This window comes from Leisingera sp. SA32 (assembly GCF_056033425.1).
Genome location: NZ_JBVYHB010000008.1, coordinates 86,022 through 111,112, shown reverse-complemented (window position 1 = coordinate 111,112; position 25,091 = coordinate 86,022). Strand labels below are relative to the sequence as shown.

At 64.7% G+C, this 25,091-nt stretch carries 26 protein-coding genes; 8 read left to right on the top strand and 18 right to left on the bottom strand.

The features are described 5' to 3' along the window. Positions 1-127 precede the first annotated feature (127 nt). On the top strand, positions 128-601 hold the full coding sequence (locus AC0IPL_RS13195; protein ID WP_474274980.1) for a YHS domain-containing (seleno)protein: 474 nt from the start codon (positions 128-130) through the stop codon (positions 599-601). Positions 602-750: 149 nt separating this feature from the next. On the opposite strand, the gene AC0IPL_RS13190 is transcribed toward AC0IPL_RS13195, so the two are convergent. The 4 genes from AC0IPL_RS13190 to AC0IPL_RS13175 all read right to left on the bottom strand — a co-directional run bounded on the left by AC0IPL_RS13190 (position 751) and on the right by AC0IPL_RS13175 (position 4,416). Next, positions 751-2,121 carry a glutamate--cysteine ligase gene (locus AC0IPL_RS13190; RefSeq protein WP_474274979.1) on the bottom strand — a complete coding sequence of 457 codons (1,371 nt, stop codon included), beginning with the start codon at positions 2,119-2,121 and terminating at the stop codon, positions 751-753. 65 nt (positions 2,122-2,186) lie between these two features. After that, positions 2,187-2,714: a hypothetical protein gene (locus AC0IPL_RS13185; RefSeq protein WP_474274978.1), complete on the bottom strand. Its 528-nt coding sequence runs from the start codon at positions 2,712-2,714 to the stop codon at positions 2,187-2,189. Next, positions 2,711-3,691, bottom strand: coding sequence for a hypothetical protein (locus tag AC0IPL_RS13180; RefSeq protein WP_474274977.1), 981 nt, complete (start codon positions 3,689-3,691; stop codon positions 2,711-2,713). The genes AC0IPL_RS13185 and AC0IPL_RS13180 overlap by 4 nt, the downstream gene beginning before the upstream one ends. Then, positions 3,691-4,416, bottom strand: a complete 726-nt coding sequence (locus tag AC0IPL_RS13175; RefSeq protein ID WP_474274976.1) for a 16S rRNA (uracil(1498)-N(3))-methyltransferase — start codon at positions 4,414-4,416, stop codon at positions 3,691-3,693. The genes AC0IPL_RS13180 and AC0IPL_RS13175 overlap by 1 nt, the downstream gene beginning before the upstream one ends. A 12-nt stretch (positions 4,417-4,428) precedes the next feature. Between AC0IPL_RS13175 and ubiA the strand changes: the two genes are divergently transcribed. From ubiA to AC0IPL_RS13160, 3 genes are read left to right on the top strand one after another with little or no spacing between them, the layout of a single operon-like run. Beyond that, on the top strand, positions 4,429-5,391 hold the full coding sequence (gene ubiA / locus AC0IPL_RS13170; protein WP_474274975.1) for a 4-hydroxybenzoate octaprenyltransferase: 963 nt from the start codon (positions 4,429-4,431) through the stop codon (positions 5,389-5,391). Positions 5,392-5,451: 60 nt separating this feature from the next. Further along, positions 5,452-7,359, top strand: coding sequence for an OmpA family protein (locus tag AC0IPL_RS13165; RefSeq protein ID WP_474275053.1), 1,908 nt, complete (start codon positions 5,452-5,454; stop codon positions 7,357-7,359). After that, positions 7,359-7,673, top strand: coding sequence for a hypothetical protein (locus tag AC0IPL_RS13160; protein ID WP_222456363.1), 315 nt, complete (start codon positions 7,359-7,361; stop codon positions 7,671-7,673). The genes AC0IPL_RS13165 and AC0IPL_RS13160 overlap by 1 nt, the downstream gene beginning before the upstream one ends. A 398-nt stretch (positions 7,674-8,071) precedes the next feature. Here AC0IPL_RS13160 and AC0IPL_RS13155 read toward each other — a convergent pair whose 3' ends face one another. The 10 genes from AC0IPL_RS13155 to AC0IPL_RS13110 form a co-directional block, all read right to left on the bottom strand. Next, on the bottom strand, positions 8,072-8,518 hold the full coding sequence (locus tag AC0IPL_RS13155; RefSeq protein WP_474274974.1) for a molybdenum cofactor biosynthesis protein MoaE: 447 nt from the start codon (positions 8,516-8,518) through the stop codon (positions 8,072-8,074). Between the two features lie 4 nt (positions 8,519-8,522). Next, entirely contained in the window at positions 8,523-8,768 is a 246-nt protein-coding gene (gene moaD / locus AC0IPL_RS13150) for a molybdopterin converting factor subunit 1 (protein ID WP_474274973.1), read from the bottom strand. Next, positions 8,768-9,439, bottom strand: coding sequence for a CDP-diacylglycerol--glycerol-3-phosphate 3-phosphatidyltransferase (gene pgsA / locus AC0IPL_RS13145; RefSeq protein WP_474274972.1), 672 nt, complete (start codon positions 9,437-9,439; stop codon positions 8,768-8,770). Before pgsA ends, moaD begins: the two co-directional genes overlap by 1 nt. Before the next feature lie 138 nt (positions 9,440-9,577). Beyond that, on the bottom strand, positions 9,578-11,467 hold the full coding sequence (uvrC, locus tag AC0IPL_RS13140) for an excinuclease ABC subunit UvrC (RefSeq protein WP_474274971.1): 1,890 nt from the start codon (positions 11,465-11,467) through the stop codon (positions 9,578-9,580). A gap of 321 nt (positions 11,468-11,788) precedes the next feature. Further along, positions 11,789-12,568 carry an SDR family oxidoreductase gene (locus tag AC0IPL_RS13135; protein WP_474274970.1) on the bottom strand — a complete coding sequence of 260 codons (780 nt, stop codon included), beginning with the start codon at positions 12,566-12,568 and terminating at the stop codon, positions 11,789-11,791. Between the two features lie 73 nt (positions 12,569-12,641). Further along, the gene (locus AC0IPL_RS13130) at positions 12,642-13,592 is read right to left on the bottom strand and encodes a calcium/sodium antiporter (RefSeq protein ID WP_474274969.1); all 951 of its coding nucleotides are present in this window, start codon (positions 13,590-13,592) and stop codon (positions 12,642-12,644) included. 171 nt (positions 13,593-13,763) lie between these two features. Next, positions 13,764-14,561 (bottom strand): S49 family peptidase, encoded by a 798-nt coding sequence (locus tag AC0IPL_RS13125; protein WP_474274968.1) that lies wholly within the window; start codon positions 14,559-14,561, stop codon positions 13,764-13,766. A gap of 323 nt (positions 14,562-14,884) precedes the next feature. Beyond that, a complete protein-coding gene (locus AC0IPL_RS13120) occupies positions 14,885-15,646 on the bottom strand; it encodes an ABC transporter permease (protein ID WP_474274967.1) in 762 nt (253 codons plus the stop codon). Beyond that, positions 15,643-16,614 carry an ABC transporter ATP-binding protein gene (locus AC0IPL_RS13115; protein ID WP_474274966.1) on the bottom strand — a complete coding sequence of 324 codons (972 nt, stop codon included), beginning with the start codon at positions 16,612-16,614 and terminating at the stop codon, positions 15,643-15,645. Before AC0IPL_RS13115 ends, AC0IPL_RS13120 begins: the two co-directional genes overlap by 4 nt. 111 nt (positions 16,615-16,725) lie before the next feature. Continuing rightward, on the bottom strand, positions 16,726-17,271 hold the full coding sequence (locus AC0IPL_RS13110) for a CoxG family protein (protein ID WP_474274965.1): 546 nt from the start codon (positions 17,269-17,271) through the stop codon (positions 16,726-16,728). Positions 17,272-17,448: 177 nt separating this feature from the next. On the opposite strand from AC0IPL_RS13110, the gene AC0IPL_RS13105 reads away from it, so the two are divergent. Beyond that, positions 17,449-18,123, top strand: coding sequence for an NAD(P)-dependent oxidoreductase (locus tag AC0IPL_RS13105; RefSeq protein ID WP_474274964.1), 675 nt, complete (start codon positions 17,449-17,451; stop codon positions 18,121-18,123). 185 nt (positions 18,124-18,308) lie between these two features. Here AC0IPL_RS13105 and pobA read toward each other — a convergent pair whose 3' ends face one another. After that, entirely contained in the window at positions 18,309-19,490 is a 1,182-nt protein-coding gene (pobA, locus tag AC0IPL_RS13100; protein ID WP_474274963.1) for a 4-hydroxybenzoate 3-monooxygenase, read from the bottom strand. A gap of 81 nt (positions 19,491-19,571) precedes the next feature. On the opposite strand from pobA, the gene AC0IPL_RS13095 reads away from it, so the two are divergent. Together AC0IPL_RS13095 and AC0IPL_RS13090 are read left to right on the top strand one after the other, a co-directional pair. Continuing rightward, on the top strand, positions 19,572-20,468 hold the full coding sequence (locus tag AC0IPL_RS13095) for a helix-turn-helix domain-containing protein (protein ID WP_474274962.1): 897 nt from the start codon (positions 19,572-19,574) through the stop codon (positions 20,466-20,468). A 46-nt stretch (positions 20,469-20,514) separates the two neighbouring features. Continuing rightward, on the top strand, positions 20,515-21,609 hold the full coding sequence (locus AC0IPL_RS13090; RefSeq protein WP_474274961.1) for a CaiB/BaiF CoA transferase family protein: 1,095 nt from the start codon (positions 20,515-20,517) through the stop codon (positions 21,607-21,609). A gap of 21 nt (positions 21,610-21,630) precedes the next feature. On the opposite strand, the gene AC0IPL_RS13085 is transcribed toward AC0IPL_RS13090, so the two are convergent. Both AC0IPL_RS13085 and hemE read right to left on the bottom strand, forming a co-directional pair. Then, positions 21,631-21,798, bottom strand: a complete 168-nt coding sequence (locus tag AC0IPL_RS13085) for a hypothetical protein (RefSeq protein ID WP_474274960.1) — start codon at positions 21,796-21,798, stop codon at positions 21,631-21,633. Between the two features lie 96 nt (positions 21,799-21,894). Further along, the gene (hemE, locus tag AC0IPL_RS13080; protein WP_474274959.1) at positions 21,895-22,929 is read right to left on the bottom strand and encodes a uroporphyrinogen decarboxylase; all 1,035 of its coding nucleotides are present in this window, start codon (positions 22,927-22,929) and stop codon (positions 21,895-21,897) included. Positions 22,930-23,112: 183 nt separating this feature from the next. On the opposite strand from hemE, the gene hemC reads away from it, so the two are divergent. Then, positions 23,113-24,072, top strand: coding sequence for a hydroxymethylbilane synthase (hemC, locus tag AC0IPL_RS13075; RefSeq protein ID WP_474274958.1), 960 nt, complete (start codon positions 23,113-23,115; stop codon positions 24,070-24,072). 126 nt (positions 24,073-24,198) lie between these two features. Here the strand turns inward: hemC and AC0IPL_RS13070 are convergent, their stop codons facing one another. Then, positions 24,199-25,017 carry a glycoside hydrolase family 25 protein gene (locus AC0IPL_RS13070; RefSeq protein WP_474274957.1) on the bottom strand — a complete coding sequence of 273 codons (819 nt, stop codon included), beginning with the start codon at positions 25,015-25,017 and terminating at the stop codon, positions 24,199-24,201. Positions 25,018-25,091: the final 74 nt, after the last annotated feature.

Sequence of the window (25,091 nt, the reverse complement as noted above, 5' to 3'; positions counted from 1 at the left end):
CGCACAAACCCCCAATTCGGTTCCGTACCCCGCAGCACTGCGCGGTGCACACGCAACTTTCGCAAAGAGACACCGGCCAGGGAGAGCATTTTCAGATCCCCGCCGGGCATTGATAAAGGACGGAACAATGAACAAAGTTAAGGCACTGATCAGCGGCGTGGCCCTGTCGGTCACTCTGGCAACCTCGGCGCTGGCGGCGGGTGTGGAAATCAACGCCTCCTCCACCGGGTTGGCCATGCAGGGCTATGACCCCGTTGCCTATTTCACCGTCGGCGAACCCACCCCCGGCAACTGGAAAATCACTGCAACCCATGATGACGCGCAGTATCGTTTTGCCTCTGAGGAAAACAAAGCCGCATTTGAAAAGAATCCCGAAGCCTACCTGCCTGCCTATGGCGGCTACTGCGCATTTGGCGCGGCGATGGGCTTCAAATTCGACGGGGACCCGACCCTGTGGAAAATCGTTGACGACAAACTTTATCTGAACCTGGCCAAGGACATTCAAACCCGCTGGGAAGGCGACATTCCGGGTTTCATTGAAAGCGCGGACGCCAAATGGGACGACATTGCTGACGTAGAACCGGCAGCGCTGCAAAAGTAAGCCAAACCACCACTCACCCAAGACGCAGCCGGTGGCGGGGCGACCCGCCGCCGGTCATTTTTTGGTACTCGGCGACCGATACTGCAACCCAAAAGGGCTGCGCCTCAGACGCAGCCCCTTGCAAGCTTCCAGTCAGGCAAGCCCCGCCATCAATAGGCAAACTCGCTGTAAATCTGGCTGAGGTCTTCGCCCCAAGCACCGTTGTAGCGCTCCAGCAGTTCATCCGCTGGCACCTTGCCACTCTCCAGGCTGTCCTTCAGAGCGTTGAGGAAATGGGTTTCATCCGGCACCAGACCGCCAGCACCGGGGCGGGCGCGGGCCTTGAGGCCGCTGTCGGAAATCGCCACCACTTCGCGGGCCAGCTCATGCATGTTGATGCTGCCCACCTGCGCCTGCAAGCCCTGTTCGGATGCCGCCGCACGCAGTTCCTCGCGGGTTTCGGCGTCCCAGCCCTTGACCAGATCCCAAGCCGCGTCCAGCGCCGACTGGTCATAGGTCAGGCCCACCCAGAAGGCCGGCAGCGCACAGAGCCGCCGCCAGGGGCCGCCGTCTGCGCCGCGCATCTCGATGAACTTCTTGACCCGTGCTTCGGGGAACACAGTGGTCAGGTGATCAGCCCAGTCGGACAGGGTCGGGGTCTCGCCCGGCAGGGCCGGCAGCTCCCCCTTGAGGAAGTCGCGGAACGACATGCCCAGCGCGTTGATGTATTCACCATTGCGGTAGACAAAATACATCGGCACATCCAGCGCGTACTGCACCCAGGCCTCAAAGCCAAAACCTTCGTCGAAGACGAAGGGCAGCATGCCGGTGCGGGCATCGTCTAGGTGTCGCCAGACCAGCCCGCGGGTGGATTTCATGCCATTGGGCCTGCCGTCCAGAAAAGGAGAATTGGCAAACAGCGCATTGGCCACGGGCTGCAAGGCCAGTGCCACGCGCATCTTCTGCACCATGTCGGCCTCGCTCTCGAAATCGAGGTTCACCTGCACGGTACAGGTGCGGCGCATCATGGTGGTGCCCATGGTGCCGACCTTTTGCATGTAGCTGTCCATCAGCTTGTAGCGGCCCTTGGGCATCAAGGGCATGTCCTCGTGCCGCCAGATCGGGGCCGCGCCCAGTCCGATGAAGCCAACGCCGATCTTGTCGGCAATGTCTTTCACATCGCGCAAGTGGGCGTTCACCTCATCGCAGGTCTCATGGATGGTTTCCAGCGGCGCGCCGGAGAGTTCCAGCTGGCCACCCGGTTCCAGGCTGATGTTGGCGCCGCCCTTGGTCAGGCCGATCAGATTGCCGCCCTCGATCAGCGGATCCCAGCCATGTGCGTCACGCAGCCCTTCCAGTACCGCCTGGATCGAGCGTTCGCCGCTGTAGGGCAGCGGTTTCAGCGTGTCTTTGCAGTAGCCGAATTTCTCATGCTCGGTGCCAATGCGCCAGGCATCCTTGGGCTTGCAGCCCGCGGCAAGATATTCGGCAAGCTGGTCGTGGCGTTCGATCGGCCCGCCGCCGGACTGGGGAATGGACATGCCTGGCACTCCGTCCTGTTAGGTCTGTCATGAAGGGTCAGTGGTGGTCGGAATCGCCGCCGGTGTCAATGCAGCCGCTGATGTTCGGGCCGACTGGGGATCCGCTCCCAGATCACGACCTGGTGAGGGCCGCCTTTGCGCAATTCGGTCAGCATCCGCTCGGTCCGCAGGCCAGGCAGCGCGGCAAAGACGTCAAACAGCGCCTCGGAGCCTTCGGCATTGACCGGGATCGCCAGCGGCGGCTGCCCGGGCTGTTCCAGCAGCCAATGCGGTGGCCGGGCGGATTTGTCCAGCGCCAGCCGCTCCAGTTCGGATGCGGCCACCGCCCCGCCTGTCAGCGGCCCGAAATAGGCAATCTGTCCCTCGTCCACCTGCACCACGCCCGGCCCGCCAGTGCCGCGCCGGAAGCGCATCCGCTGTGCCCCGATGACGGCGGTAACCAGTCCGGTGGCGACCAACGCCCAGCCAGTGATGGCGGTGAAGCCAAAGGAGGTGAAGGCCCATTTCAAGCCCAGAAGGGTCATCAGCGCGGCGCCAATGACTTCGCGCCATTTCCACAATGCGGTGCGGGCCTCGGGTCGAATGAAACTCACGGCACGATCCTCCTGCCCTGATGCAAATCCCTGAGGTACGCTTGGATCCTCGCCCGTCTCATCCGCACGCGCCGCAGGCGTTTCGTTTTCTTGGAATACATTCGAAGAAACGTCAGACCAATGAAGAAGACCAGAAAGCTCTCCGCCTCCTCTTCTGGCGCAGTGTTGCGGGCCAGGAACTCGCGCATCTCGCCCTCATCCAGACCGTAGATCAGATCGCCATCCAGATTTTGGCTCTGGAAGTCCTTGGACACCAGAAAAATGGCGGCTTGTCGGGACCTGAAGAAGGTTCCGTTGCGATGGATGTCTATCGCGGCGACACCGCCGTCTGGCCGTAAGATCAGGTTGCGTGGCGCGAAATCCGGGTGGCCCGGCCCTCTGAGGGCGGGACGTTCCCCGAATTCTGCCAGCATCCGGAGCAACGCGTCGCCCAGTTCGGCCACAAGCGGCGCATCTGGATGATCCATTGAAGCGGCCAGAACCGCGTCAATCTCGGCGGCGAACCGGTCTGCCGGGAGCGCGGTTGCAGCGACGTCGCCCTGTCCGGCCCAGTCGTGCCAGGCGCAGCAGCGCCGGATCACGTCGGACCGGTTTGCAGCGGGTTGCCTGAGCAGCTGGTCAACCGGCGTGCCGGGTTCGAAACTCACCACCACCAGGCCCAGATTGCCGGAGCTGGCAAAGTACTTGTTTACCGAATATTTCGCGTGTCGGCGCAGCCCGTCAAAGCGCGACAAGGCATGAACGGTTTCGCCCACAAACTGGCGGCGCGTGCCCCTGTCCCAAAACTTCTTTACGACCACCGGCTCCAATCCGCGGTGGCCACGAAAAACGGACGCCTCCCTGGAGGTTTTCAGCGTGCTCTCCAGCGTGATGCCGCCAAACGGCCATTTCAGCAACGCCTGCCGCTGCACCCGCGTCATTTGACGCTCGGCAGCTTTTGGCACCGAAATCCGCGGCAAGCGCAACAGCCCTGCCATCACCAGTCCCCCAGCGCCCGTTGCCACAGGGTCAGGGCCGCCACCGCTGCGGTGTCAGCGCGCAGGATGCGAGGGCCGAGGCTGACCACATGGGATTGCGGATGACTGTGCAGGCGCTTGCGTTCGGCCTCGGAAAAGCCACCCTCGGGGCCGATCAGGATGGCCCAGGGCGCGCCTTTGCGCTCCTCGGCAGCCAAGTCCAGCGCGTTGCCCACCTCCGCCTCGTCGCAGAACATCAGGTGCCGATCGTGGGGCCAATCGTCCAGCAGACGCGAAAGCTTCTGCAACTCCGCCACTTCGGGCACATAGGTGCCGCCGCATTGCTCGGCGGCCTCGACGGCGTGGGCCTGCAAGCGGTCCTGGCGGATGCGCTCGGAATTGGTGAAATCAGTCTGCACCGGCAGGATACGGGCCGCGCCCATCTCCGCCGCCTTCTCGACGATGAAATCCGTGCGCGCCTTCTTGATCGGGGCAAACAGCAGCCACAGATCGGGGGGCAGCTGCAACGGCTTGCTCTGCGCGCGGCAAAGCAGCGCACCGCCGCGCTTGCCTGCTTCGACCACCTCGGCCAGCCATTCGCCGTCGCGGCCGTTGAACAGCGCCACATGCGCCCCCACCGCCTGCCGCATCACGCCGAACAGGTAATGCGCCTGATCCCGGTCCAAAGGAACCGTTTGCCCTGCCCCCAGCGGCTGATCTACATACAGTCTGATTTTTGCACTCATGGGATCCTACATATGCAAGGGCAAGAGCCAGTACCAGAGGGTCAGGTCGCGGATGCCGTCAAGGGAAACTGGGTGGACCGATATGCGCCCCAGAACATCCGCCCCTATCTGCGGCTGAGCCGCGCCGACCGGCCGATTGGCACCTGGCTGCTGCTGATCCCTTGCTGGTGGGGGCTGGCGCTGGCCATGCTGGCGGATCAGAGCCCGCGCTGGCAGGATCTGTGGATCGCCGTCGGCTGCGCGGCCGGCGCCTGGCTGATGCGCGGCGCGGGTTGCACCTGGAACGACATCACCGACCGCGACATCGACGACAAGGTCGAGCGCACGCGCTCGCGCCCGATCCCGGCGGGCCAGGTCACGGTCAGGGGCGCGCTGGCGTGGATGGGGCTGCAATGTCTGGCGGGCCTGATGATCCTCCTGACCTTCAACCAGGCGGCCATTGCGATGGGGATCCTGTCGCTGCTGCCGGTGGCAGTCTACCCTTTTGCCAAGCGCTTCACCTGGTGGCCGCAGATCTTTCTGGGGCTGGCGTTCAACTGGGGGGCGATGCTGGCCTGGGTGGCGCACACGGGCACGCTGGGCTGGCCGCCGGTGCTGCTTTATCTGGCGGGGATCGCCTGGACGCTGTTCTACGACACCATCTACGCCCATCAGGACACCGAAGATGACGCGCTGATCGGTGTGAAATCCACCGCCCGGCTGTTTGGCACCGACACCCCCAAGTGGTTGCGCCGCTTCATCACCGCCTTTGTCTGCCTGATGGCGCTGGCCGTGATCCTTGCGATGCAGGACCGCGCCTCTGTACTGGCGTTGGTGCTGGCGCTGGCGGGCCCGTGGGCAATGGGCTGGCACATGACCTGGCAGCTGCGCATTTTCGATGCCGAGAACAACCCACGGCTGCTGCAACTGTTCCGGCTCAACCGAGATACCGGCCTGATTCCGCTTATCTTCTTCACCATCGCCATGTTCGCATGATTGAACCCCAGCCGCCCGCGCGGTATGAGCGTTCAACGCAAACTGGAAAGCTATTGCCATATGCGCCTGTCTAAGCTGTTCATCCCGGCCCTTGCCTTTGTGTCTGCTGCGGGGCTGAGCCTCGTTGCCGCCGGATTTGCGGTGACCGCGGTCGAGCGCGGCACTGAAACCGAGGTGCGGCGGGCGCTGGACGCGCGCGGATACACCTGGGCCGAGGTCACGGCGGACGGGCTTCGGGTGCTGCTTGAGGGCACGGCCCCGGATGAGGCCACACGGTTCTCGGTGAAATCCACGGTCGGCACGGTGGTGGATGCCGCCCGCATCCTCGACGGGATGGAGGTGCCGCCCGCAGATGGCCTGGCACCGCCGCGGTTCTCGGCAGAGATTTTGCGCAATGATGGCGGCATCTCGATCATCGGGTTGATCCCGGCGGGCTCCGGCCGCAGCACGTTGGTCGAAGAACTGGTGGAGCTGGCGGGCGCGGACAGTGTTGCCGACCTGCTGGAGGTTGCCAAATACGACACCCCCGAGGGCTGGACCCAGGCGATGGACTACGCGGTGGAGGCCCTGAAGCTGTTGCCGCGGGCCAAGATCTCAGTCGCGGCGGGCGAAGTGTCGATCACCGCAATCTCTGGCAGCGAAGAAGCCAAGGCGCGGCTGGAAGAGCAGCTGGGGCGCAAGGCGCCGGCCGGTCTGCGGCTGGCCCTGGACATCGCAGCGCCGCGCCCCGTCATCACCCCTTTCACCCTGCGGTTTCTGCTCGACGAAGAGGGTGCCAGCTTCAATGCCTGTTCTGCCGAGAGCGAAGCCAGCCGCGATCGCATCCTGGCCGCGGCGCGAAAGGCAGGTCTGACCGGCAGCGCCGATTGCGTGATCGGCATGGGCGTGCCCTCGCCCAACTGGGCCCGCGCCGCGGAGTTGAGCATTGCCGCTCTCGCGGAACTGGGCGCGGGGTCGGTCACCATCGCCAATGCCGACATCACCCTGGCCGCCGCCGAGGGCACCCCCAACGCCCGGTTCGACCATGTGGTGGGGGAGCTGGAAAGCGCCCTGCCCCGCGTCTTTGCGTTGCATGCGGTTTTGCCGGTTCCCGAAGCGCAGGATGCGGACGGGGTGCCCGAATTCACCGCCACCCTCAGCCCCGAGGGCCAGGTGCAGCTGCGCGGCCGCCTGTCCGACGCCGCCCTGCGCGAGGTTGCCGACAGCTATGCCAAGGCGCGCTTCGGCTCTGGAAATGTGCACAGCGCAGCGCGGGTGGTGGCGGATCTGCCCGCCGACTGGCCGGTGCGGGTGCTGGCCGGGATCGAGGCGCTGTCCTACCTGCAGCGTGGTGCGGTCACCGTAACACCGGAGAACCTGGAACTGCGCGGCATGAGCTATCGCAAGGATGCCCCGGCGGAGATCGCCCGGTTCCTCTCGGCCAAGCTGGGCGAGGCGGAAACCTACGGGCTCGACATCACCTACGAAGAGCCACCGGCGCCCAAGGACCAGCCGATTCCGCCGGAACTCTGCGAGGCCCAGCTCGCCAGCGCCCAAAGCGAGACCAAGATCACCTTTGAACCCGGCTCGGCCACCATTGCCTCGGACAGTGCAAACACGATGGACAAGATCGCAGAGGTCCTGGCCCGCTGCGGCCCGGTGCGGCTGGAAATTCAGGGGCACACCGACAGCCAGGGCCGCGAATCGATGAACCAGAGCCTCAGCCAGGCGCGGGCACAATCGGTGCTGAATGAGCTGCGCGCGCGGCGCATCGTCACCTCGACCTTCACGGCCAAGGGCTATGGCGAAAGCACCCCGATTGCCGATAATGGCACCGAAGAGGGCCGCGAGGCCAACCGTCGCATCGAATTCAGATTGATCGAACCTGCAGGCGCGCAGGATGCGGCGAAGGATGCGGAGACCGGTTCGGATGCTGCTGACGGTGCGGACAGCGGCACAAGCGAAGACGCACAGGAGACCTCAGAGTAATGAACAGAACAGAGTTCATCATCACCACCGCGATCATCCTGTTCGTCGCCTTTGCGCTCGGCTGGTTTGCCAACTGGCTGGTGCATCGCTTTACGCGGGTGCGACAAAGCGACGTGGCGGATCTGGACCGGATGAGTCAGGAACTGCACGAGGCTGAAGAGACCCGCGACCAGGCGATCACCTACCTGCAACAGCGCGAGGCCGAGCTGACCAACCAGCTGACCCAGACGGAGGCAGAGCTGCGCGCCGCCATGGACGGTCTGCGTGAGGCCCGCCGCGAGGCCGAAGAGCTGCGCGCCCAACTGCCGCAGTAGCGCTATCGCAGACCGGGCTCTCCCGCGCCTGCACCCCGCGCTGGCCCTGCCAGCACAGGGTGAGCAGCCTTGGACCGGGCGCCGTGCTGACGCACGGCGCGGGCAGAATTGAGACCCCAGCGTGTCGCAACGCACCAACCCGGGTCAGGGGCACCGCAGGCCTCCCGAGGCAACCTGGCCCTGATGTGCTCTGCGCTGAACGGCACCCGATCCAGCACTCGATTGTTCGTGTCGTATTGAGTCCGAATGAGCGACGCGGTCCGTCCGAGCCTTCTCGCCCCTGCTCAACAGAAGCAATCGGACATAGACGCCGCGCGCAGCGCGGCGCCGGGCCCAACAGGCGGAGATCATCTTTGATGATCGATCAACTGGCGGGAGCGGCCGCCCTGGCCGGCGACTTACCAGCGCTTCAGCGCGGCCTCGTCGGCGTCTTTGGCTTCGACCCAGTCGGCGCCGCCCCCGGACAGGATTTCCTTCTTCCAGAAGGGCGCGCGGGATTTGAGGTAGTCCATCAGGTATTGTGCCGCCTCAAAAGCATCGTTGCGGTGACGCGCGGCGGTGGCAACCATCATGATCCGCTCTCCCGGCGCCAGACGTCCGTGACGATGGATCACCAGCGCATCCACCAGCGACCAGCGGCGCATGGCGTCCTCGGCGATGGCGGTCAGCGCCTTTTCGGTCATGCCGGGGTAGTGCTCGATCTCCATCGCCACAAGGCCACCCTGATCGGCATCGCGCACCACGCCGGTGAAGGTCACCACCGCGCCTGCGCCCGGCACGCCCGCAGCAAAGGCATCGCTTTCCGACCCCAGCTCAAACGGAGCCTCCTGAACCGCAATCCGCATCGCGTCAGCCGCCCGTCATCGGCGGAAAGAACGCCACCTCACGCACGCCTTTGAGCGGCGCATCGAAATCCGACAACTCCTGGTCCAGCGCCACACGCAGCGCCGACTGATCGGCAAAGGCAGCGGCATAACGCGCCTCGCGGGCGCTGAGTTCGGCCACCAGGTCGGCCACCGTTGCGGCCGAACTATCCACCTGCTCGCGCGGAACCCCGATGCGCTCGCGCACCCAGGCGAAATAAAGGATGTCCATCAATGCGCCTCCTTCAGATGCGGCATCGCCTTGCGCAGGTAATCGGCACCGGTGATGATCGTCAGCCCGGCGGCAATCCACAGCAGCCACAGACCGATGCGCCCGGTCCAGAACACCCCGGCCTCCTTCCAGCGCAGGCCGAACAGGTCCTCCAACTCGCCGGCGATGACTTGGCTGTAGATGTGATCGTCCATGCCGAAGGACGACATCACCAGGTAGTGCTCAAAAATGCCCTGCGAGAACAGCGTCGCGATGGCCACCATCTGGGCGGTGGTCTTCCACTTGGCCAGTTTGGTGACCTTCAGCGTCCCTGCGGTGTCGCCGAGGTATTCGCGCAGGCCCGAGACAAAAACCTCGCGAAACAGGATCACGGTTGCGGGCAGCACCAGCCAGGGGGTCCAGTGTTCGGCGGCATACCCGACGATGATCATCAGCGCGATCACCACCATCGCCTTGTCTGCAATCGGGTCCAGCATCGCGCCGATCTTGGTTTCCTGCTTCCAGGCCCGCGCCAGGTAGCCGTCGAACCAGTCGGTTACCGCCGCCGTGATGAACAGCAAGAGCGCGAACCAGTCGGCGTAAGGGCGCGAGAAGTAGAGGAACATCACCGCAAGGCCGGGCGCCGCAAGCAGGCGCATCAGGGTGAGTATGTTCGGCAGGGTCCATTTCATAGGCGCACATTATCCGGCTGATTAGAAAGTGGAAAGCGGATGGGAAGAAAAATCCGCCCCTTGCGGGGCAAATGCCTCCGGCGGGGATATTTATCGCCAGAAGAAGCTCCGGGTCCTGCGGCATTCAGCATCGGGATCTCAGCTGCTGGCGTGGAAGTGGTCGTAGATACGCTCGGCCAGCGCGGCCGAGATGCCCTCGACCGCCTTCAGGTCCGCGAGGTTGGCGCGGCTGACCGCCTTGGCGCTGCCAAAATGCGCCAAGAGCGCCCGCTTGCGGGACGCGCCGACGCCCGGCACCTCGTCCAGCGGGGTCGCGCTGACCGCCTTGGCGCGCTTGGCGCGGTGGGTGCCGATCGCGAAGCGGTGCGCCTCGTCCCGCATCCTCTGGACGAAATACAGCACCGGGTCATTGCGTTGCAGGGCAAAGGGGCGTTGGCCGGGGCGGTGGAATTCCTCCTTGCCGTGATCGCGGTCGACGCCCTTGGCCACGCCGACCATCGGGATATCCTGCACGCCGTGTTCTGCCATGATTTCGGCCACCGCAGAGACCTGCCCGGCGCCGCCGTCGATCAGCAAAAGATCCGGCCACAGCCCCTTGTCGCGGTCTGGGTCTTCTTTCAGCAGGCGCGAGAAACGCCGGTTCAGAACCTCTTTCATCATGCCGAAGTCATCCCCTGGCACCAGATCGTCACCGCGGATGTTGAACTTGCGGTAGGCGTTCTTCATGAAACCCTCCGGGCCCATGACGATCATGCCGCCCACCGCATTGGTGCCCTGAATGTGGGAGTTGTCGTAGACTTCGATCCGCTGCGGAGGGCCGTCCAGTTCAAAGGCCTCGGCCAGCCCGCGCAGCAGCTTGGCTTGCGTTGCGCTCTCGGCCATGCGGCGGGCTAGGCTTTCACGGGCATTGCGCACGGCAAAGGCCACCAGTTCGGTCTTTTCGCCACGCTGGGGCACCAGCAGCTCCACCTTGCGGCCCGCCTTCTCCTCCAGCGCCGCCTCCATCAGGTCGGCATTTTCGATCGCGTCGGAAAGGATCAGCTGCCGCGGCGGCTCCTTGTTGCCATAGAACTGGCCGAGGAAGGCCTCCATGACCTCTGCCGGGCTGATATCAGCGTCCACCCGCGGGTAGAAATCCTGGTTGCCCCAGTTCTGGTTGGCGCGGATGAAGAACACCTGCACGCAGGCCTGGCCGCCCTCCATATGCAGGCCGATCACATCGGCCTCGGCGACGCCGCGCGGGTTAATGCCCTGGCTGGACTGCACCTGGGTCAGGGCCTTGATGCGATCGCGCAGGGCCGCGGCGCGCTCGAACTCCATCGCCTCAGAAGCTGCCATCATCTGCGCTGCCAGTTCCTCCTGGATCTTGGTGGAGCGGCCCGACAGGAACCGTTCGGCATCGCGCACGCTGGCCGCGTAATCCACTTCCGAGATCAGTCCGGTGCAGGGCGCCGAACAGCGCTTGATCTGGTATTGCAGACAGGGCCGGGTGCGGCTCTCGAACATCGAATCCGAGCAGTTGCGCAGAAGGAACGCCTTTTGCAGCTGGTTCAGCGTCCGGTTCACCGCGCCCGCGCTGGCGAAGGGGCCAAAGTAGCTGCCTTTCTGCTTACGCGCACCGCGGTGCTTTTTCAGCTGCGGAAAATCATGATCCTTGGCCACCAGGATATTGGGAAAGCTTTTGTCATCGCGCAAAAGCACGTTGTACTTGGGCTTCAGCTGCTTGATCAGGTTCTGCTCCAGCAGCAGCGCCTCGGTTTCCGTTCGCGTGGTCAGGAACATCATCGAGGTGGTGAGCGCGATCATGCGCTCAATCCGGGGGCTGTTGCCGGGTCGGGCATAGTTCGACACCCGCGCCCGTAGGTTGCGCGCCTTGCCCACATACAGCACGCGGCTGTCCGCATCCAGCATCCGGTAGACGCCCGGCGAAGCGTCCAGGGTTTTCAGGTAGCCCTGGATCACCGCATAGCCGCTGCGCGGCTGGGGGGCGGGCGAATCCTGGGCTGTATCGGTGGGCAGATCAGTCATGCGCCAAGACATATGATTCCCGGCCCGCGGCTGCAATGTTTGCAAGTCAGGTTCAAGAGAGAGGTAATCCACGCAACTTGTGGATAACTACGGAGATAACTTTGGGCTATCTGGCATTTCTTCCTATTTTAACGACATCCCGGGCAAACGCCTAAAAATTGGGCAATATGTCAAGCCGCTGATAACAAAAGAAACTTTCTGGCACCCCTGTCAAGGTTATGAAAACAAAGGGGATTTTGTAACGCTTCCGTGACGGCACCCCGAGCGGTGCACAACTTTCCCAGCTGCGCCGTCCAACTGCGGCCCTGTGGGGCCGTCGAGCTACTCCAGGCCATCGCAGTCGGGCGTCCGCCAAGCCAGGTGCTGGCCGCCGTCGGGGCAGATCATCTGGCCGGTTACCGCCCGCGCACGCAATAGATAGGACAGCGCCGCTGTAACATCTTCGGCGGCCGCACCACGCTGGAGAATGGTGGCCGCGCGTTGGCGCTCAAACTGCTCGGCACTTTGCTGCGCACCGCGCAACGTCGGTCCCGGTCCGATTGCATTAACCCGGATCCAGGGTGCCAGCGCCTGCGCGGCTGTGCGGGTCAGCGTCCACAGCGCTGACTTGGCAAGCGTGTAAGACATGAAGTCCGGAGTCAGCTTGTGAACCCGCTGGTCAATCATGTTGACCGCCAGCCCCCAGGCCAGCGGCTCTGCGTCGCGGTCGCGCTGCTGCGGCAGGCCCTGTTGCGCCGCCATCGCCTGTAGCAGCACGAAGGGCGCGCGCAGGTTGCTGCCCATGTGGCGCTCCCAGCTGTCACGGGTGGCGCTGGCCAGCGTGTCACGTTCAAACACTGAGGCATTGTTCACCAGGCAGGTGATCGGCCCTTCCAGCGCCTCAGCGGCGCGGGGCAGCAATGACTGGCACTGCGCCTCTTGCAGCAGGTCGGCCTGCAAGGCGACCGCCTGCCCACCATGACTGATGATTTCCGCCACCACCTCTGCCGCCGCCGCGGCCGAGCTACCATAATGCACGGCAACCGCATGTCCGCTGCGGGCGAGCTCCAGCGCCATGGCGCGGCCCAGCCGCCTGCCCGCTCCGGTCACCAATGCCCGCATCGCTGTCTCCCTCGTGCCGTTGCAAACTGGCGTCAGCGGCACCCGGGTGCCACTGCTCCTTTGGCTCCGGACGTTAGAGCAGCACCGCAAGATACGCCAGATAGAGCGCCGTGAGGCCGATGCCCCAGGCGCGGGTAATGTCCTGCTTGAAGAACACGAACGGAATCAGCAGCAGCGAGGATGCCAGCATGACCCACAGGTCAAAGCGCAGGAACTCCGGATCGACCGAGATCGGCCCGATAAACGTGGCCAGACCGACAATGGCCAAAAGGTTGAACATGTTAGAGCCGATCACATTGCCCAGCGCCACATCCGCCTGCCGCCGCAGGGCCGCCATCACCGTGGTGGCCAGCTCCGGCAGCGAGGTGCCGACGGCCACCAGAGTCAGCCCGATCACGGTCTCGCTGATGCCATAGGTGCGGGCGATGATGGTGGCGTTGTCGACCAGCAGATCCGCCCCCAGTGGCAGACCGACGAGGCCAAGCAGCAAGTAGAGCCCCACCCGCCAATACGGCATGTCCGGGTCGGCTTCCTCGATCTCCTCCAGCTCCGCCTGTGCGGCCTTGCCATTGCGACGGTGGTTGCGCGCCTCGCGAAAGGCGATACCCAACACCACCGACAGCGCCGCCAGAAGGATCAGGCCGGACCAGATGGTAAAGGTGCCAAAGAAGGCCAGGCCGATGAACAGAACCGAGGCCAGCAGCATGAAGACATAGTTCTTGCGCGTGCTGCATTCGCTGGTGTGCAGCGCCCGCATCAAGGCCGGAATGCCCAGCACCAACAGGATGTTGGCGGTGTTGGACCCCACCACATTGCCCAGCGCGATGCCGTCGGCATTGTTGCTCACCGCCTTGATGGCGATCAGCAGCTCCGGCGCCGAGGTGCCGAAGGCCACGATCGTCAGGCTGACGATCAGCGCAGGCACGCCCAGCCGCAGGCTGAGGTTCACCGCGCCGCGCACCAGCGCATCGCCAGCCAGCAGCAAAATCACCAGCCCCAGGGCCGAATACAGCCATGGCATCATGTGCCAGACCCTCCGTTCTTGCAGGCGCAGGTGCCCCTGCCGATCTTGAAACGGCCACAGGACGGGCAGCGCCTTGAATTGATGTGTTTCTGGCCCGGAAAGCGCAGCTTGCCGAACATTGCAAGCACAGCCATCACGGCCAGGAAGATTGCTACGATCTTGAACAGCACGTCAGAGCCCGAAACGCGCGAACTCGGCGCGCTCCTCGATCCCGGCCAGCGCGTCCTGGGCAATCTGAACGCCAAAGCGGCTGAGCAGCGGCTTCTTGATCCCATAGCGGCGGAACCGGACCTTCTTGCCGAACCGTTCCTGCATTTTAGGCTTCAAATGGCCGATACCGTCGATCAGCCCCAGCTCGGCGGCCCGACGCGCCAACCAGATCTCGCCGGAGAACAAGTCCTGATCTGTCGCCAGTTTGGGGCCGCGCCGTGTGGTGACATGGTCGATGAAATTGGCGTGGATGTCGTTGAGGATGACCTTGAGGCGCTGGACGTCCTCGGGGTTTTCCGGGCGGAACGGATCCAGCATGGATTTGCTCTCGCCCGCGGTATAGACCCGCCGCTCCACCCCCTGGCGGGCCAGCAGAACATGGGCGCCAAACCCGGCCGAGATCACCCCGACGGATCCCACCACGGAGCTGGCATCGGCCCAGATCTCATCCGCCGCCGCCGCCAGCCAGTATCCGCCGGAGGCGGCAACGTCCTCGACAAAGGCATAGACCGGGATCTTCATCTCCGCGGCAAGACTGCGGATGCGGGCACCGATCAGCGAGCTTTGCACCGGCGAGCCGCCGGGCGAATTGATCTCCAGCGCCACCGCGGCAGGCTTGCCCTTGCGAAAGGCACGTTCCAGTACCGGCGCCAGCGCGGTGTCGCTGAGCGAGCCGCGGCCGGTCATGCCGATGGCCCCATTCAGCCGCACGACGGCGACCAGCGGCTGCTTGTTCAGGAAAGGCAGGCGAATGCTCATGGCGCCGATGTAGAGACCCGTCCGGGGTGAAACAAGATGCGCCGCAAGGGGAATTGCCGTGAAATGCAAAAACCACACGATCGTGGGTAAAATTGCAACGCTGCCGTGCGACCTGTGAACTTCTGCGCGAGAGGTCAAGGGGAAGGCTCCCGCCCGTCAGGTCAGCCGCCAAAGCGGCTGCCTTCCCGTTGGGCCGGGCGCCGCGCATCAGCGCGGCGTGGCACGCGCAGCGTGCCGGGCCCAACTGCGACGGCGGCCGCCAGGCCCTCGGCGCAGGCGGGAGCCCCCGCGGCGCTCAGGGCTCAGGGCTCAGGGCTCAGGGCTCAGGCGCGGATGCGCCAGCCGGTCTTGAAGATCCACCAAATGACGCCCACGCAGGCCAACGTAAAGCCGCCGATTGCGCAGAGGCTCAGCAACACCGGCACGTCTGCCTGGCCAAAGAACGCCCAGCGAAAGCCCGACACCAGGTAAACCACCGGGTTGAACAGGGTGATGGTTTGCCACACCGGCGGCAGCATCGAGATCGAATAGAAAGAGCCACCCAAGAACACCAGCGGCGTGACCACCAGCAGCGGCACCAGCTGCAATTGCTCGAAATTGCCGGCCCAAATACCGATAATGAAGCCCATCAGCGCAAAGCTGAGGCAGGTCAGCACCAAGAAGGCCACCATCGCAAAGGGATGCTGGATGTTCAGATCCACAAACAGCGAGGCCGTACATAGGATCACCGTCCCAATGAACAGCGACTTGGTTGCCGCCGCGCCGACAAAGCCCGCCACCACCTCGAGAAAGTTGATCGGAGCCGAAAGGATCTCATAGATGTTGCCGATGAATTTCGGAAAATAGATCCCGAAGGACGCGTTGGAAATGCTTTGGGTGATCACCGACAGCATGATCAGACCGGGCACGATGAAGGCGCCGTATTCGACCCCGTCGACCTCCTGAATGCGGCTGCCGATGGCGCTGCCGAAAACCACGAAATACAGCGAGGTCGACAGCACCGGCGAGATGAAGCTTTGCAGGAAGGTGCGCCAGAACCGCGCCATTTCCGCCTTGTAGATGGTGGCAACCGCCGTCCAGTTCATGCTGCATCTCCCGAATTCGCCGCGCCACCGCCGCCGCTGCCAGCGCCATTGCGCGCAACAAGGCCGACAAAGATATCTTCGAGGCTGGATTCCCGTGTCTGCACATCCGCCAGCACCAGCCCGGCCTCGGCCACGTCGTTCAACAGCGTGGTGATACCGGTGCGTTCGGCCCGCGTGTCATAGGTGTACAGAAGCCCGCAGCCGCCATTCACCAGCTCCAGCCCATGCGGCGACAGCGACTCGGGGATAGCCGTGACTGGCGCCGTCAGCTGCACCTCCAGCTGCTTCTGACCCATCCGCGCCATCAGCTGTTCCTTGGCCTCAACCAGCAGCAGCTCACCGCCGGTGATGACGCCGACGCGATCGGCAATGGCCTCGGCCTCCTCGATGTAATGGGTGGTCAGGATGATGGTGACACCATCCGCTTTCAGCTCGGCGACGATCTCCCACATATCCTTGCGCAGCTCCACATCGACGCCCGCGGTGGGTTCGTCCAGGAACAGGATGCGCGGATCATGCGCCAACGCCTTGGCGATCAGCACCCGGCGTTTCATGCCGCCCGACAGCTCCATGATCTTGGCCTCGCGCTTATCCCAAAGCGACAGCTTGCGCAGCACCGCCTCTATCCGCGCCGGGTCAGACGGTTTGCCAAACAGACCACGCGAGAAGGTTACCGTGTCCAGCACCTTGGCAAAGGGTTCCAGGGTGATTTCCTGCGGCACCAGCCCGATCAGCGACCGCGCTGCGCGAAACGCGGTGACATTGTCATGGCCGCCGACGCTGACATGGCCGGAGGTCGCGGTGGTGATGCCGCAAATGGTGGAAATCAGCGTGGTCTTGCCCGCGCCATTGGGACCCAGCAGAGCCAGGATTTCACCCTCTTCGATATCCAGAGAAACGCCTTTCAGCGCCTCGAATCCGCCGTCATAGACCTTGCGCAGGTCGCGGATGGACAGGATGGCTGCCATGATGCCTCCGGTATGTGCTCAAATCCCGGCCACCCTAGCGGGACCGTGCCGCATCTGCCAGCCCTTCGCCCCGCATATAGCCCTGTGCGCCCATGCGGAGTTCGGCGCGGGTCAGCTGCGGCCCGTGACCTTGTTGAACCAGCTCTTCTTCTCCGCGCCCTCGGCGCCGGAATCCTGTGCTGTTTCGGCGGCATCATCGGCTGCGCCCGCCGCGCCCTCCGGTGCCAGGTGGGACTGAAGGTTGGCAAAGAACTGGTCCGCCATCTTCTTGGCAAAGCCGTCGATGATGCGGCTGCCCAGCTGCGCCAGCTTGCCGCCCACCTTGGCCTCGACGTCATAGGACAAGAGTGTGCCTGTGTCCGAAGGTGCCAGTGTCACCAAGGCGCCCCCCTTGGCAAAGCCAGCTGCACCGCCCTTGCCTTCGCCGGTGATGGTCAGCCGCTCTCCCGGCACCAGGTCGGACAGGGTGACCTGTCCCGTAAAGGTGGCTTTCACCGGACCGACCTTTTGGGTGACCTTGGCCTCGAAGCCCTCATCGGGCGTGCCGCTCACCTCCTGCGCGCCGGGCACGCAGGCTCTCAGGACCTTCGGATCCAGAAGCGCGGCGTAGACCGTGGCAGGATCGGCGGCGATTTCCTTCTGATCTGTCATCTGCATGGGGTGCCTCCCTGGCGTGATCTCGTTGACGTCCAGACCTAGCGGTCAGACAGCCGCCTGCCAAGACATCCGTTGCATCGAACGGATATCGCCGGGGGAAGTCACCTGGAGATTTATCTTGACATCAAGATTTAAGACTACTATCTCGACATCAAGATAACTGAAAGGAAGCACGCAATGAAGATCCTCATTCTTGGCGCCACAGGCGATGTCGGCGGTGCGGCGCTGCGGGCGGCGGTGGCACGCGGACACCAGGTCACCGCGGTGGCGCGCAGGCCGCAGGCACTGGGGGCGATCAGCCCGCTGGTCACACCTTATCCACTGGACCTGCTGGCTGATCCACAGTCCGCGGCGGCGGCGGCGCGGGGGCACGATCTGATCCTCAGCGCGTTGCGCCCGCCAGCGGGCCGCGAGACCGATCTGGTGGCGCTGACCCGTGCGGCACTCGCGGCGGCGCAGCAGGCGGGCATTCCTGTTTTGGTCACCGGCGGTGCCGCGACGCTGAAACTGGCCGATGGCAGCGGCCATACGGTGCTGTCGGCGCCGGGCTTCCTGCCTGACAGCGTTCGCCCGATTGCCGAGGCCTGCGCCGAGCAGGACGCCCTGCTGGACGCCTCCACGGGCGCGGACTGGAGCTGCCTGCGCCCACCTGCGATGCTGATCGACGGTCCAGCCACGGGCAGCTACCGGTTCGGAACCGACACGCTGGTGGTGGATGAGGACGGCAACGCGCAGATTTCCTTCGCTGACTTTGGCGCGGCGCTGGTCGATCTGGCCGAAGCCCCCCGCGGCAGCCGCAGCAAACTGACCGTGGCCTGGGGCGCTCCCGCCCCGGCCCGGGCGGTCGGCTGACGCCGCGCCTTGGGCCGCGTTGGGCCCGGCAGCGCGCCATGCGCGCTGCCGTGTGCGTTCCGCACCGGTTCTCCACACGCTGTTGGGCAGCGCGCGCCAGCGCGGTGCCCGGCCCAAGGCTTTGGCGTGCATCTGCGATGCGGGGCGCAGGCGCGGGAGCGCCGCCCTTACAGCCGGCTTTCACGTCAATACGGCAGCCCCACGTAATTCTCCGCCAGCGAGGCCTGTGCCGCCCGCGAAGAGAACAGATAGTCCAGATCCGCCTGCTGCAGCCGCAGGTCGGTTTCATCGCGGTTCGGCGCGCTATGCAGCAGGTTGGTCATCCACCAGCTGAACCGCTCCGCCTTCCAGACCCGCGCCAACGCCTTTTCGGAATAGCTGTCCAGCCCGGTGATGTCGCCCTTCAGGTAGTGGTCCTGGAAACCGTGATAAAGATAATAAATATCTGAAGCCGCCAGGTTCAGCCCCTTGGCCCCGGTGGGCGGGACGATATGGGCGGCGTCCCCCGCCAGAAACAACGCGCCATAGCGCATCGGCTCCGCCACAAAGCTGCGCAGCGGCGCGATGGATTTCTCGATCGACGGCCCGGTCTGCAGCCCAGCGGCCACCTCCTCCGGCAGGCGGCGCTTCAGTTCGGCCCAGAAGGCGTCATCGCTCCAGTCCTCGGCCCGGTCGCTCAGCGGCACCTGGATGTAATAGCGGCTCAGCACGCGACTGCGCTGCGAACACAGGGCAAAGCCGCGCCGGTGGCGGGCATAAATCAGCTCCTCCGACACCGGTGGCGTCTGCGACAGGACACCAAGCCAGCCGAAGGGATAGACCTTCTCATATTCCGTCAGCACATCGGCCGGGATGGATTTGCGGCTGACCCCATGGAACCCGTCAGCCCCGACGATAAAATCGCAGTCAGCGCGATGCGCCGCGCCGTCCTGCTGCCAGGTGACATGTGGCCGGGCGTCCTTCAGCCCGTGCAGCCGCACGTCCTCCACCCCATGGATCACCTGCCCGCCCATCTCATCGCGTGCCGCATATAGGTCGCGGGTCACCTCGGTCTGACCATAGACCATCACCGCCGCGCCATCGCTTGCGGACGCCAGGTCAATCCGGTCCAGCCGCCCCTGGTGCGCGATATGGAAACCGTGGTGGATCTCGCCTTCACGGTCCATGCGGGCACCGCAGCCGGCCTCGCGCATCAGCGCCACAAAGCCCTGTTCCAGCACCCCGGCGCGGATCCGGCCCAGCACATGCGCCCGACTGCGCCGCTCCAGCACAAGCGAGGCGATCCCCTTGCGGTGCAACAGCTGTGACAGCAGCAGCCCCGACGGTCCGCCCCCAATGATGACGATCTGGGTCTGATGGCTGGTCATGTGCGTCTCCCATCCGGCCCGGCAACGGTGGTGCCGGGCATACATTGACGCAAATTATGCACCTGGATTGCAGGATTGCGAATGGACCAACTGCGCCAGTTCTTGTACATTTCGAACATGCCCTCCACCTCCAGCATCAGCAGCTACCACCTGTTTGGCGAAACCGCCGAACTGGAAGATGAGCTGCATGTGGAGACGATCCGCGCCCGCTCTGCGTTGCACGACTGGCATCTGTCCCCACACCGCCACGACCGGCTGCACCAGCTGCTGCTGCTGACCCACGGTGGCGGCCGTGCCGATATTGACGCAAACACCCATCCTCTGACCGCCCCCTGCCTGATCAACGTGCCACGCGGGGCCGTGCATGGGTTCCGGTTCGCCAATGACACCAACGGCTGGGTGCTGACGCTGACATCCGACCTGCTGGACCAGGGCTTAACCGCCGCGCAGGGGGTTCAGGCGCCGCTGGATCAGCCCGCGGTGTTGCCGCTGCCAGAGGCGATGGAACCGCTGGCCCGGCAGCTCCATGCCGAACACCGCCGCCGCGACTTCGGGCGGGCGCAGATGCTGCGGGGGCTGGCACTGGCGACAACCGCGCTGGCGGCCCGCGCCATCGCCACCGCACAACCGAGCACCGGCGCACAGCAGGCAAGCCCGCTGTTTGCTCGATTCGAAGCCCTCGTCGAGGACAGCTTTCGCCAGCGGTTGCCGCTGGCCGATTACGCCCGACAGCTGGCGGTCTCTGCCACCCACCTGAACCGCCTTGCCCATCAGGCCACCGGCCAACCCGCCTCGGCGCTGATCCGCGCCCGCACCCTGCGCGAGGCGCGGCGGCTGTTGATCTACACCACTCTCAGTGCCGCCCAGATCGGCTATGAGCTGGGCTTCTCCGACCCGGCCCACTTCAGCCGCTTTTTCGCCAAGGGCACCGGTGTGCCGCCACGAAAGTTCCGCCAACAGCTTGCCCGCAGCGGCTGAGCTGCCGCAAGCTGGCGACGCAGGACGGCAGGCAAAGGGGGAACACATGCTGCACGGGATTCGCATTCTTGAGGTCGAAGCCCTGGGCCCGGCCCCCTTTGCCGCGATGACACTGGCCGATCTCGGTGCCGAGGTAATTTGCGTGCACCGCCCCGGTCCCAACCCCACGCCGGGCATGTCCGAACGCTCGCTGCTCGATCGCGGCAAACGGTCGATCACGCTGGACCTGAAGGATCCTGGCGACGCGGAGATCTTTCTGAAACTCGCCGAAACCGCGCATGGGTTGATCGAGGGATTTCGCCCCGGCGTGATGGAACGGCTGGGCCTTGGCCCGACCGAATGCCACGCCGTGAACCCTGCGCTGGTCTATGGTCGCATGACGGGCTGGGGTCAGGACAGCCCGCTGGCCCACGCGGCGGGGCATGACCTCAATTACATCTCCTTGTCCGGCGCGCTGTGGTATGCGTCAGCCCCCGGCGATGCGCCGTTACCCCCCGCCACGCTGGTGGGCGACATCGGCGGCGGCGCGATGTATCTGGTGGCCGGCATGCTGGCAGGGGTGCTGAAAGCCCGCTCCACTGGCGAAGGCTGCGTGGTCGACGCGGCGATCTATGACGGATCGGCGCATATGATGAACCTTTTGATGAGCATCCGACAAGCCGGGAATTTTGGCGTCACCCGCGGCGCGAATTTGCTGGACGGCCCGCATTGGAGCCGCACATATGCCTGCGCCGATGGCGGGCATGTCAGCGTGCAATGCCTGGAGCCGAAGTTCTATGCACTGTTTCTGGAAAAACTGGAGCTGGCAGAGGATGCAGCTTTTCAACAGCAGTTCGACCGGGCCCAATGGCCAGTGCTGACGGCGCGGCTTGCCGGGATCTTTGCCAGCCAGCCGCGCGATCACTGGGCGGAGCTGTTTGATGGCTCCGACGCCTGCGTCGCCCCGGTGCTGAACCCCGAAGAAGCGATGGACCATCCGATGAACGCACGCGGCAGCTGGGCCGCGCCCGAGGGCGTACTTCAAGCGGCCCCCGCGCCGCGGTTTTCCGACCAGCCCGCCTGGACGCCGCCCGAAATCCCAAAGCGCGGCCAGCACCGGGAGGGTATCCTGACGGAACTGGGCCTTGTGAATGGCGACTGACAAATGGCTGGCGGGTGGCGCTCAGTCTGCCTTCTTGGCCTTGTCGGCGGCGGCCTTCATGCGCTTCAGCAGCGCGGACTTGTCGGCCTGCTTGTCATAGGGGTTCTTGCCGGATCCCTTGGCGTTATGTTCAGAGTGCCGGGGCTTGTTACTGCCCTTCTTGGGCGCTCCAGATTTTCCGTAATCCATGGCCATATCCTCGCTAGCAGCCCAATCGCACCGCTGATGCCCGAAACCGCCGCCCGGCACAAGGCCGGGCAGGTTTGGTCAGACGAAGCGCTGGTATCAGCCCTCGCGCACCGTGTCGATCATCAGCTGCACGTTATCCGGGTTGGCATCGGGCGTGATACCATGACCCAGGTTGAAGATATGCGGCCCGTTCTTGAAGGCCGCGACGATGCGGCGGGTGTCCTCCACCAGATCCTGGCCGCCCGTGACCATATGGCGCGACGCCAGATTGCCCTGTACGCAGCCATCGACCTGCACATGCGCCGCGGCCCAATCCGGATCGACCGAGTTGTCCAGCGCAACACAGTCAATGCCGGTTGCCTTTGCAAACCCCACGTACTTCTCGCCCGCCTCGCGCGGGAAGCCAATGACGGGAATATCCGGATGACGCGCCTTCAGCGCCGCGGTGATCTGGCGACAGGGTTCCAGCGCGTATTTCTCAAACGCCGCGCCCTTCAGCGAACCGGCCCAGCTGTCAAAGATCTTGACCACCTCGGCCCCGGCCTCAATCTGACAGGACAGGTATTCAATTGTCGCCTCGGTGATGCGCGCCAGAAGTGCTTCGAAGAGGGCGGTGTTTTCCTCGCGCAAGCCATGGGCCGGTCCCTGATCCGGCGTGCCACGGCCCGCGATCATATAGGTCGCCACCGTCCAAGGCGCCCCGGCAAAGCCGATCAGCGTGGTCTCGCGCGGCAGCTCGCGCGACAGGATGCGCACGGTCTCGTAGACCGGGTTCAGGGTCTCATGGATGTCGGCAACCGGGCCCAGCTTGGCAAAATCCGCCTCGGTCGTGATGGTCGACAGCCGCGGGCCTTCGCCGGTCACGAACCACAGATCCGCCCCCAGCGCCTGCGGCACCAACAGGATGTCGGCAAACAGGATCGCCGCGTCAAAGCCGTAGCGCCGGATCGGCTGCAGGGTGACCTCTGCTGCCAGATCGGGATTGTAACACAGCTTCAGGAAATCCCCTGCCTCGGCCCGCGTGGCGCGGTATTCCGGCAGGTAGCGGCCCGCCTGGCGCATCATCCAGATCGGCGGCACATCCTGTGTTTCCCCCGCCAACGCACGCAGCAGCTTCTTTTGTCCGGCCATGTCATCCTCGCAATCATTCGCCCCCCTGAGGTCACGCCTGCGTCGGCGAATGTCAAGGGCAGGGGCGATCTGACGCGCCCCCTGCACGCCTGCTTTGGTTTATGTCAAAGCCGCCCCACACAGGCCGGGAGACCGGTAAAAACCGGTTTCCACCGGGGCGCAATCTGATTTAAGGCTTTGCCCATGACACTGACCCTGCCCTCCCCCGCCTCGCCCCTGAAAATCGGCACCCGCGGATCGCCGCTGGCGCTGGCCCAGGCGTATGAAACCCGCAACCGGCTGGCTGCGGCCTTCGACCTGCCGCAGGAGGCGTTCGAAATCGTGCCAATCACCACCACCGGTGACAATCAGGCGCTGATCGCGGCGGACAAACCGCTGAAGACGCTGGGGGGCAAAGGCCTTTTCACCAAAGAGGTCGAAGAGGCGCTGCTGTCCGGGGGCATCGACATCGCGGTGCATTCGATGAAGGACATGCCAGTGGCCCAGCCCGACGGGCTCGCGCTGGACTGCTACCTGCCGCGCGAGGATGTGCGGGATGCCTTCATTTCACCGGCGCTGTCCTCGATCCACGACCTTGCACCGGGCGCGGTTGTCGGCACCTCCTCCCTGCGCCGTCGCGCACAGCTGATGAACCGCCGCCCCGATCTGAAGGTGGTGGAGTTCCGCGGCAATGTGCAGACCCGGCTGCGCAAGCTGTCCGAGGGCGTGGCCGACTGCACCTTTCTCGCCATGGCCGGCCTCAACCGACTGGGGATGGCCGATGTGCCCGCCACCGCGATGGAGACCGCCGACATGCTGCCCGCGGTGGCGCAGGGCGCCATCGGCATTGAGCGGCGCGACGACGACAGCCGCACTGGTGACATGCTGTCGGCGATCCATGACACGCTGACTGGCCAGCGGCTGGCGGCGGAACGCGCGTTTCTGGCGGCGCTGGATGGCTCCTGCGAGACGCCGATTGCGGGCCTTGCGGACCTGGACGGCTCCACCCTGCGCCTGCGCGGCGAAGTTCTGCGCCCGGACGGTTCCGAGGCGATCAGCGACGACCAGACCTGTACAATCGAGGACGGCGCCGCCCTGGGCCGGGAGATGGCAGCGAAACTGCTGAAACAGGCGGGCAAAGGCTTCTTCGACTGGAAATCTTGAGGGAGGTTCTGCCTCGCGCTACGGGATATTTCAGGCCAGAAGAAGCCAGATCCGCCCTTCTTCTGGCTGAAAGTATCCTGGGGGTGAGCGCCAGCGGCGCGAGGGGGCAAAGCCCCCTGCCCGTCTTCAGATCTGACCCGACCACCTGAGCCAGCTTTGCGGGCTGCCACGGAAGGTGTTGAGGTCGACATTGCCTGCCACGCCGGGCACCGCGCCGGTGCCGGAATATTGCCAGAAGCTCCAGCTTTGGCCCGGATAAACGCGTTGCGGATGGCCCGCGACCGAGCGCAACCAGAACTCGGTGCCGCCAAGCCGCCCGATGCCGGTGTCGCGGTAGAAATCCACAGTTGTGTAGACCACCGGGCGCTTGCCGTAGTGGCGTTCCAGGATGTTCAGGAACTTGCGCGCCTCGGCCCGCACCGTGGCGCCGTCGGGGCGGGTGCGGCAGGTGCGGGAGCGGTGGTTCCACTCCATGTCCAGTACCGGCGGCAGGGCGTTTGCATCGCGCGGCACATGTTTGATGAACCAACGCGCCTGTTCAGCTGCCGGGCGGCAGAAGTAGTAATAGTGATAAGCGCCGCGTTTCAGACCGGCCCGCCCGGCGCCGCGCCAGTTGTCGCGAAACCGCGCATCCGTGTGGTCACCGCCCTCGGTCGCCTTGATGTAGGCAAAGGACACGCCCGCACGGCGCACCTGGTTCCAATCCACATCGCCCTGATAGCGCGACACGTCGATTCCGTGGATGGGATAGGACCAGGGATTGCGCCCGTCCCAGTCATGGGGGTCATTGTCGGCAAAGCGCGGATAGGTGCGCAGGCCGCTTAGCGCCCCGCTGGCGGGTTCGCCGCGACTGACCTCCGCGCCGCTTGCCGTCCGCTCTGGCGAGCTGCCGCAGCCCCCCATCAATGCTGCCACTACCAGAAACGCCACGACCCTGCTGCGCATGTGAGATACTCCCTGCCCCGATGGATAGCCTGCTTTTGTCTTGCCTGTTTCCCGTCATCTTAGCGTAGGTCGGA

What these genes read in the sequence shown, in the direction of transcription:
- AC0IPL_RS13195 (WP_474274980.1), top strand. Translation starts at nt 128, where the DNA reads ATGAACAAAGTTAAGGCACTGATCAGCGGCGTGGCCCTGTCGGTCACT.
- AC0IPL_RS13190 (WP_474274979.1), bottom strand. Translation starts at nt 2,121, where the DNA reads ATGTCCATTCCCCAGTCCGGCGGCGGGCCGATCGAACGCCACGACCAG.
- AC0IPL_RS13180 (WP_474274977.1), bottom strand. Translation starts at nt 3,691, where the DNA reads ATGGCAGGGCTGTTGCGCTTGCCGCGGATTTCGGTGCCAAAAGCTGCC.
- AC0IPL_RS13175 (WP_474274976.1), bottom strand. Translation starts at nt 4,416, where the DNA reads ATGAGTGCAAAAATCAGACTGTATGTAGATCAGCCGCTGGGGGCAGGG.
- ubiA (WP_474274975.1), top strand. Translation starts at nt 4,429, where the DNA reads ATGCAAGGGCAAGAGCCAGTACCAGAGGGTCAGGTCGCGGATGCCGTC.
- AC0IPL_RS13165 (WP_474275053.1), top strand. Translation starts at nt 5,452, where the DNA reads ATGCGCCTGTCTAAGCTGTTCATCCCGGCCCTTGCCTTTGTGTCTGCT.
- AC0IPL_RS13160 (WP_222456363.1), top strand. Translation starts at nt 7,359, where the DNA reads ATGAACAGAACAGAGTTCATCATCACCACCGCGATCATCCTGTTCGTC.
- AC0IPL_RS13155 (WP_474274974.1), bottom strand. Translation starts at nt 8,518, where the DNA reads ATGCGGATTGCGGTTCAGGAGGCTCCGTTTGAGCTGGGGTCGGAAAGC.
- moaD (WP_474274973.1), bottom strand. Translation starts at nt 8,768, where the DNA reads ATGGACATCCTTTATTTCGCCTGGGTGCGCGAGCGCATCGGGGTTCCG.
- pgsA (WP_474274972.1), bottom strand. Translation starts at nt 9,439, where the DNA reads ATGAAATGGACCCTGCCGAACATACTCACCCTGATGCGCCTGCTTGCG.
- uvrC (WP_474274971.1), bottom strand. Translation starts at nt 11,467, where the DNA reads ATGACTGATCTGCCCACCGATACAGCCCAGGATTCGCCCGCCCCCCAG.
- AC0IPL_RS13135 (WP_474274970.1), bottom strand. Translation starts at nt 12,568, where the DNA reads ATGCGGGCATTGGTGACCGGAGCGGGCAGGCGGCTGGGCCGCGCCATG.
- AC0IPL_RS13130 (WP_474274969.1), bottom strand. Translation starts at nt 13,592, where the DNA reads ATGATGCCATGGCTGTATTCGGCCCTGGGGCTGGTGATTTTGCTGCTG.
- AC0IPL_RS13125 (WP_474274968.1), bottom strand. Translation starts at nt 14,561, where the DNA reads ATGAGCATTCGCCTGCCTTTCCTGAACAAGCAGCCGCTGGTCGCCGTC.
- AC0IPL_RS13120 (WP_474274967.1), bottom strand. Translation starts at nt 15,646, where the DNA reads ATGAACTGGACGGCGGTTGCCACCATCTACAAGGCGGAAATGGCGCGG.
- AC0IPL_RS13115 (WP_474274966.1), bottom strand. Translation starts at nt 16,614, where the DNA reads ATGGCAGCCATCCTGTCCATCCGCGACCTGCGCAAGGTCTATGACGGC.
- AC0IPL_RS13110 (WP_474274965.1), bottom strand. Translation starts at nt 17,271, where the DNA reads ATGCAGATGACAGATCAGAAGGAAATCGCCGCCGATCCTGCCACGGTC.
- AC0IPL_RS13105 (WP_474274964.1), top strand. Translation starts at nt 17,449, where the DNA reads ATGAAGATCCTCATTCTTGGCGCCACAGGCGATGTCGGCGGTGCGGCG.
- pobA (WP_474274963.1), bottom strand. Translation starts at nt 19,490, where the DNA reads ATGACCAGCCATCAGACCCAGATCGTCATCATTGGGGGCGGACCGTCG.
- AC0IPL_RS13095 (WP_474274962.1), top strand. Translation starts at nt 19,572, where the DNA reads ATGGACCAACTGCGCCAGTTCTTGTACATTTCGAACATGCCCTCCACC.
- AC0IPL_RS13090 (WP_474274961.1), top strand. Translation starts at nt 20,515, where the DNA reads ATGCTGCACGGGATTCGCATTCTTGAGGTCGAAGCCCTGGGCCCGGCC.
- AC0IPL_RS13085 (WP_474274960.1), bottom strand. Translation starts at nt 21,798, where the DNA reads ATGGATTACGGAAAATCTGGAGCGCCCAAGAAGGGCAGTAACAAGCCC.
- hemE (WP_474274959.1), bottom strand. Translation starts at nt 22,929, where the DNA reads ATGGCCGGACAAAAGAAGCTGCTGCGTGCGTTGGCGGGGGAAACACAG.
- hemC (WP_474274958.1), top strand. Translation starts at nt 23,113, where the DNA reads ATGACACTGACCCTGCCCTCCCCCGCCTCGCCCCTGAAAATCGGCACC.
- AC0IPL_RS13070 (WP_474274957.1), bottom strand. Translation starts at nt 25,017, where the DNA reads ATGCGCAGCAGGGTCGTGGCGTTTCTGGTAGTGGCAGCATTGATGGGG.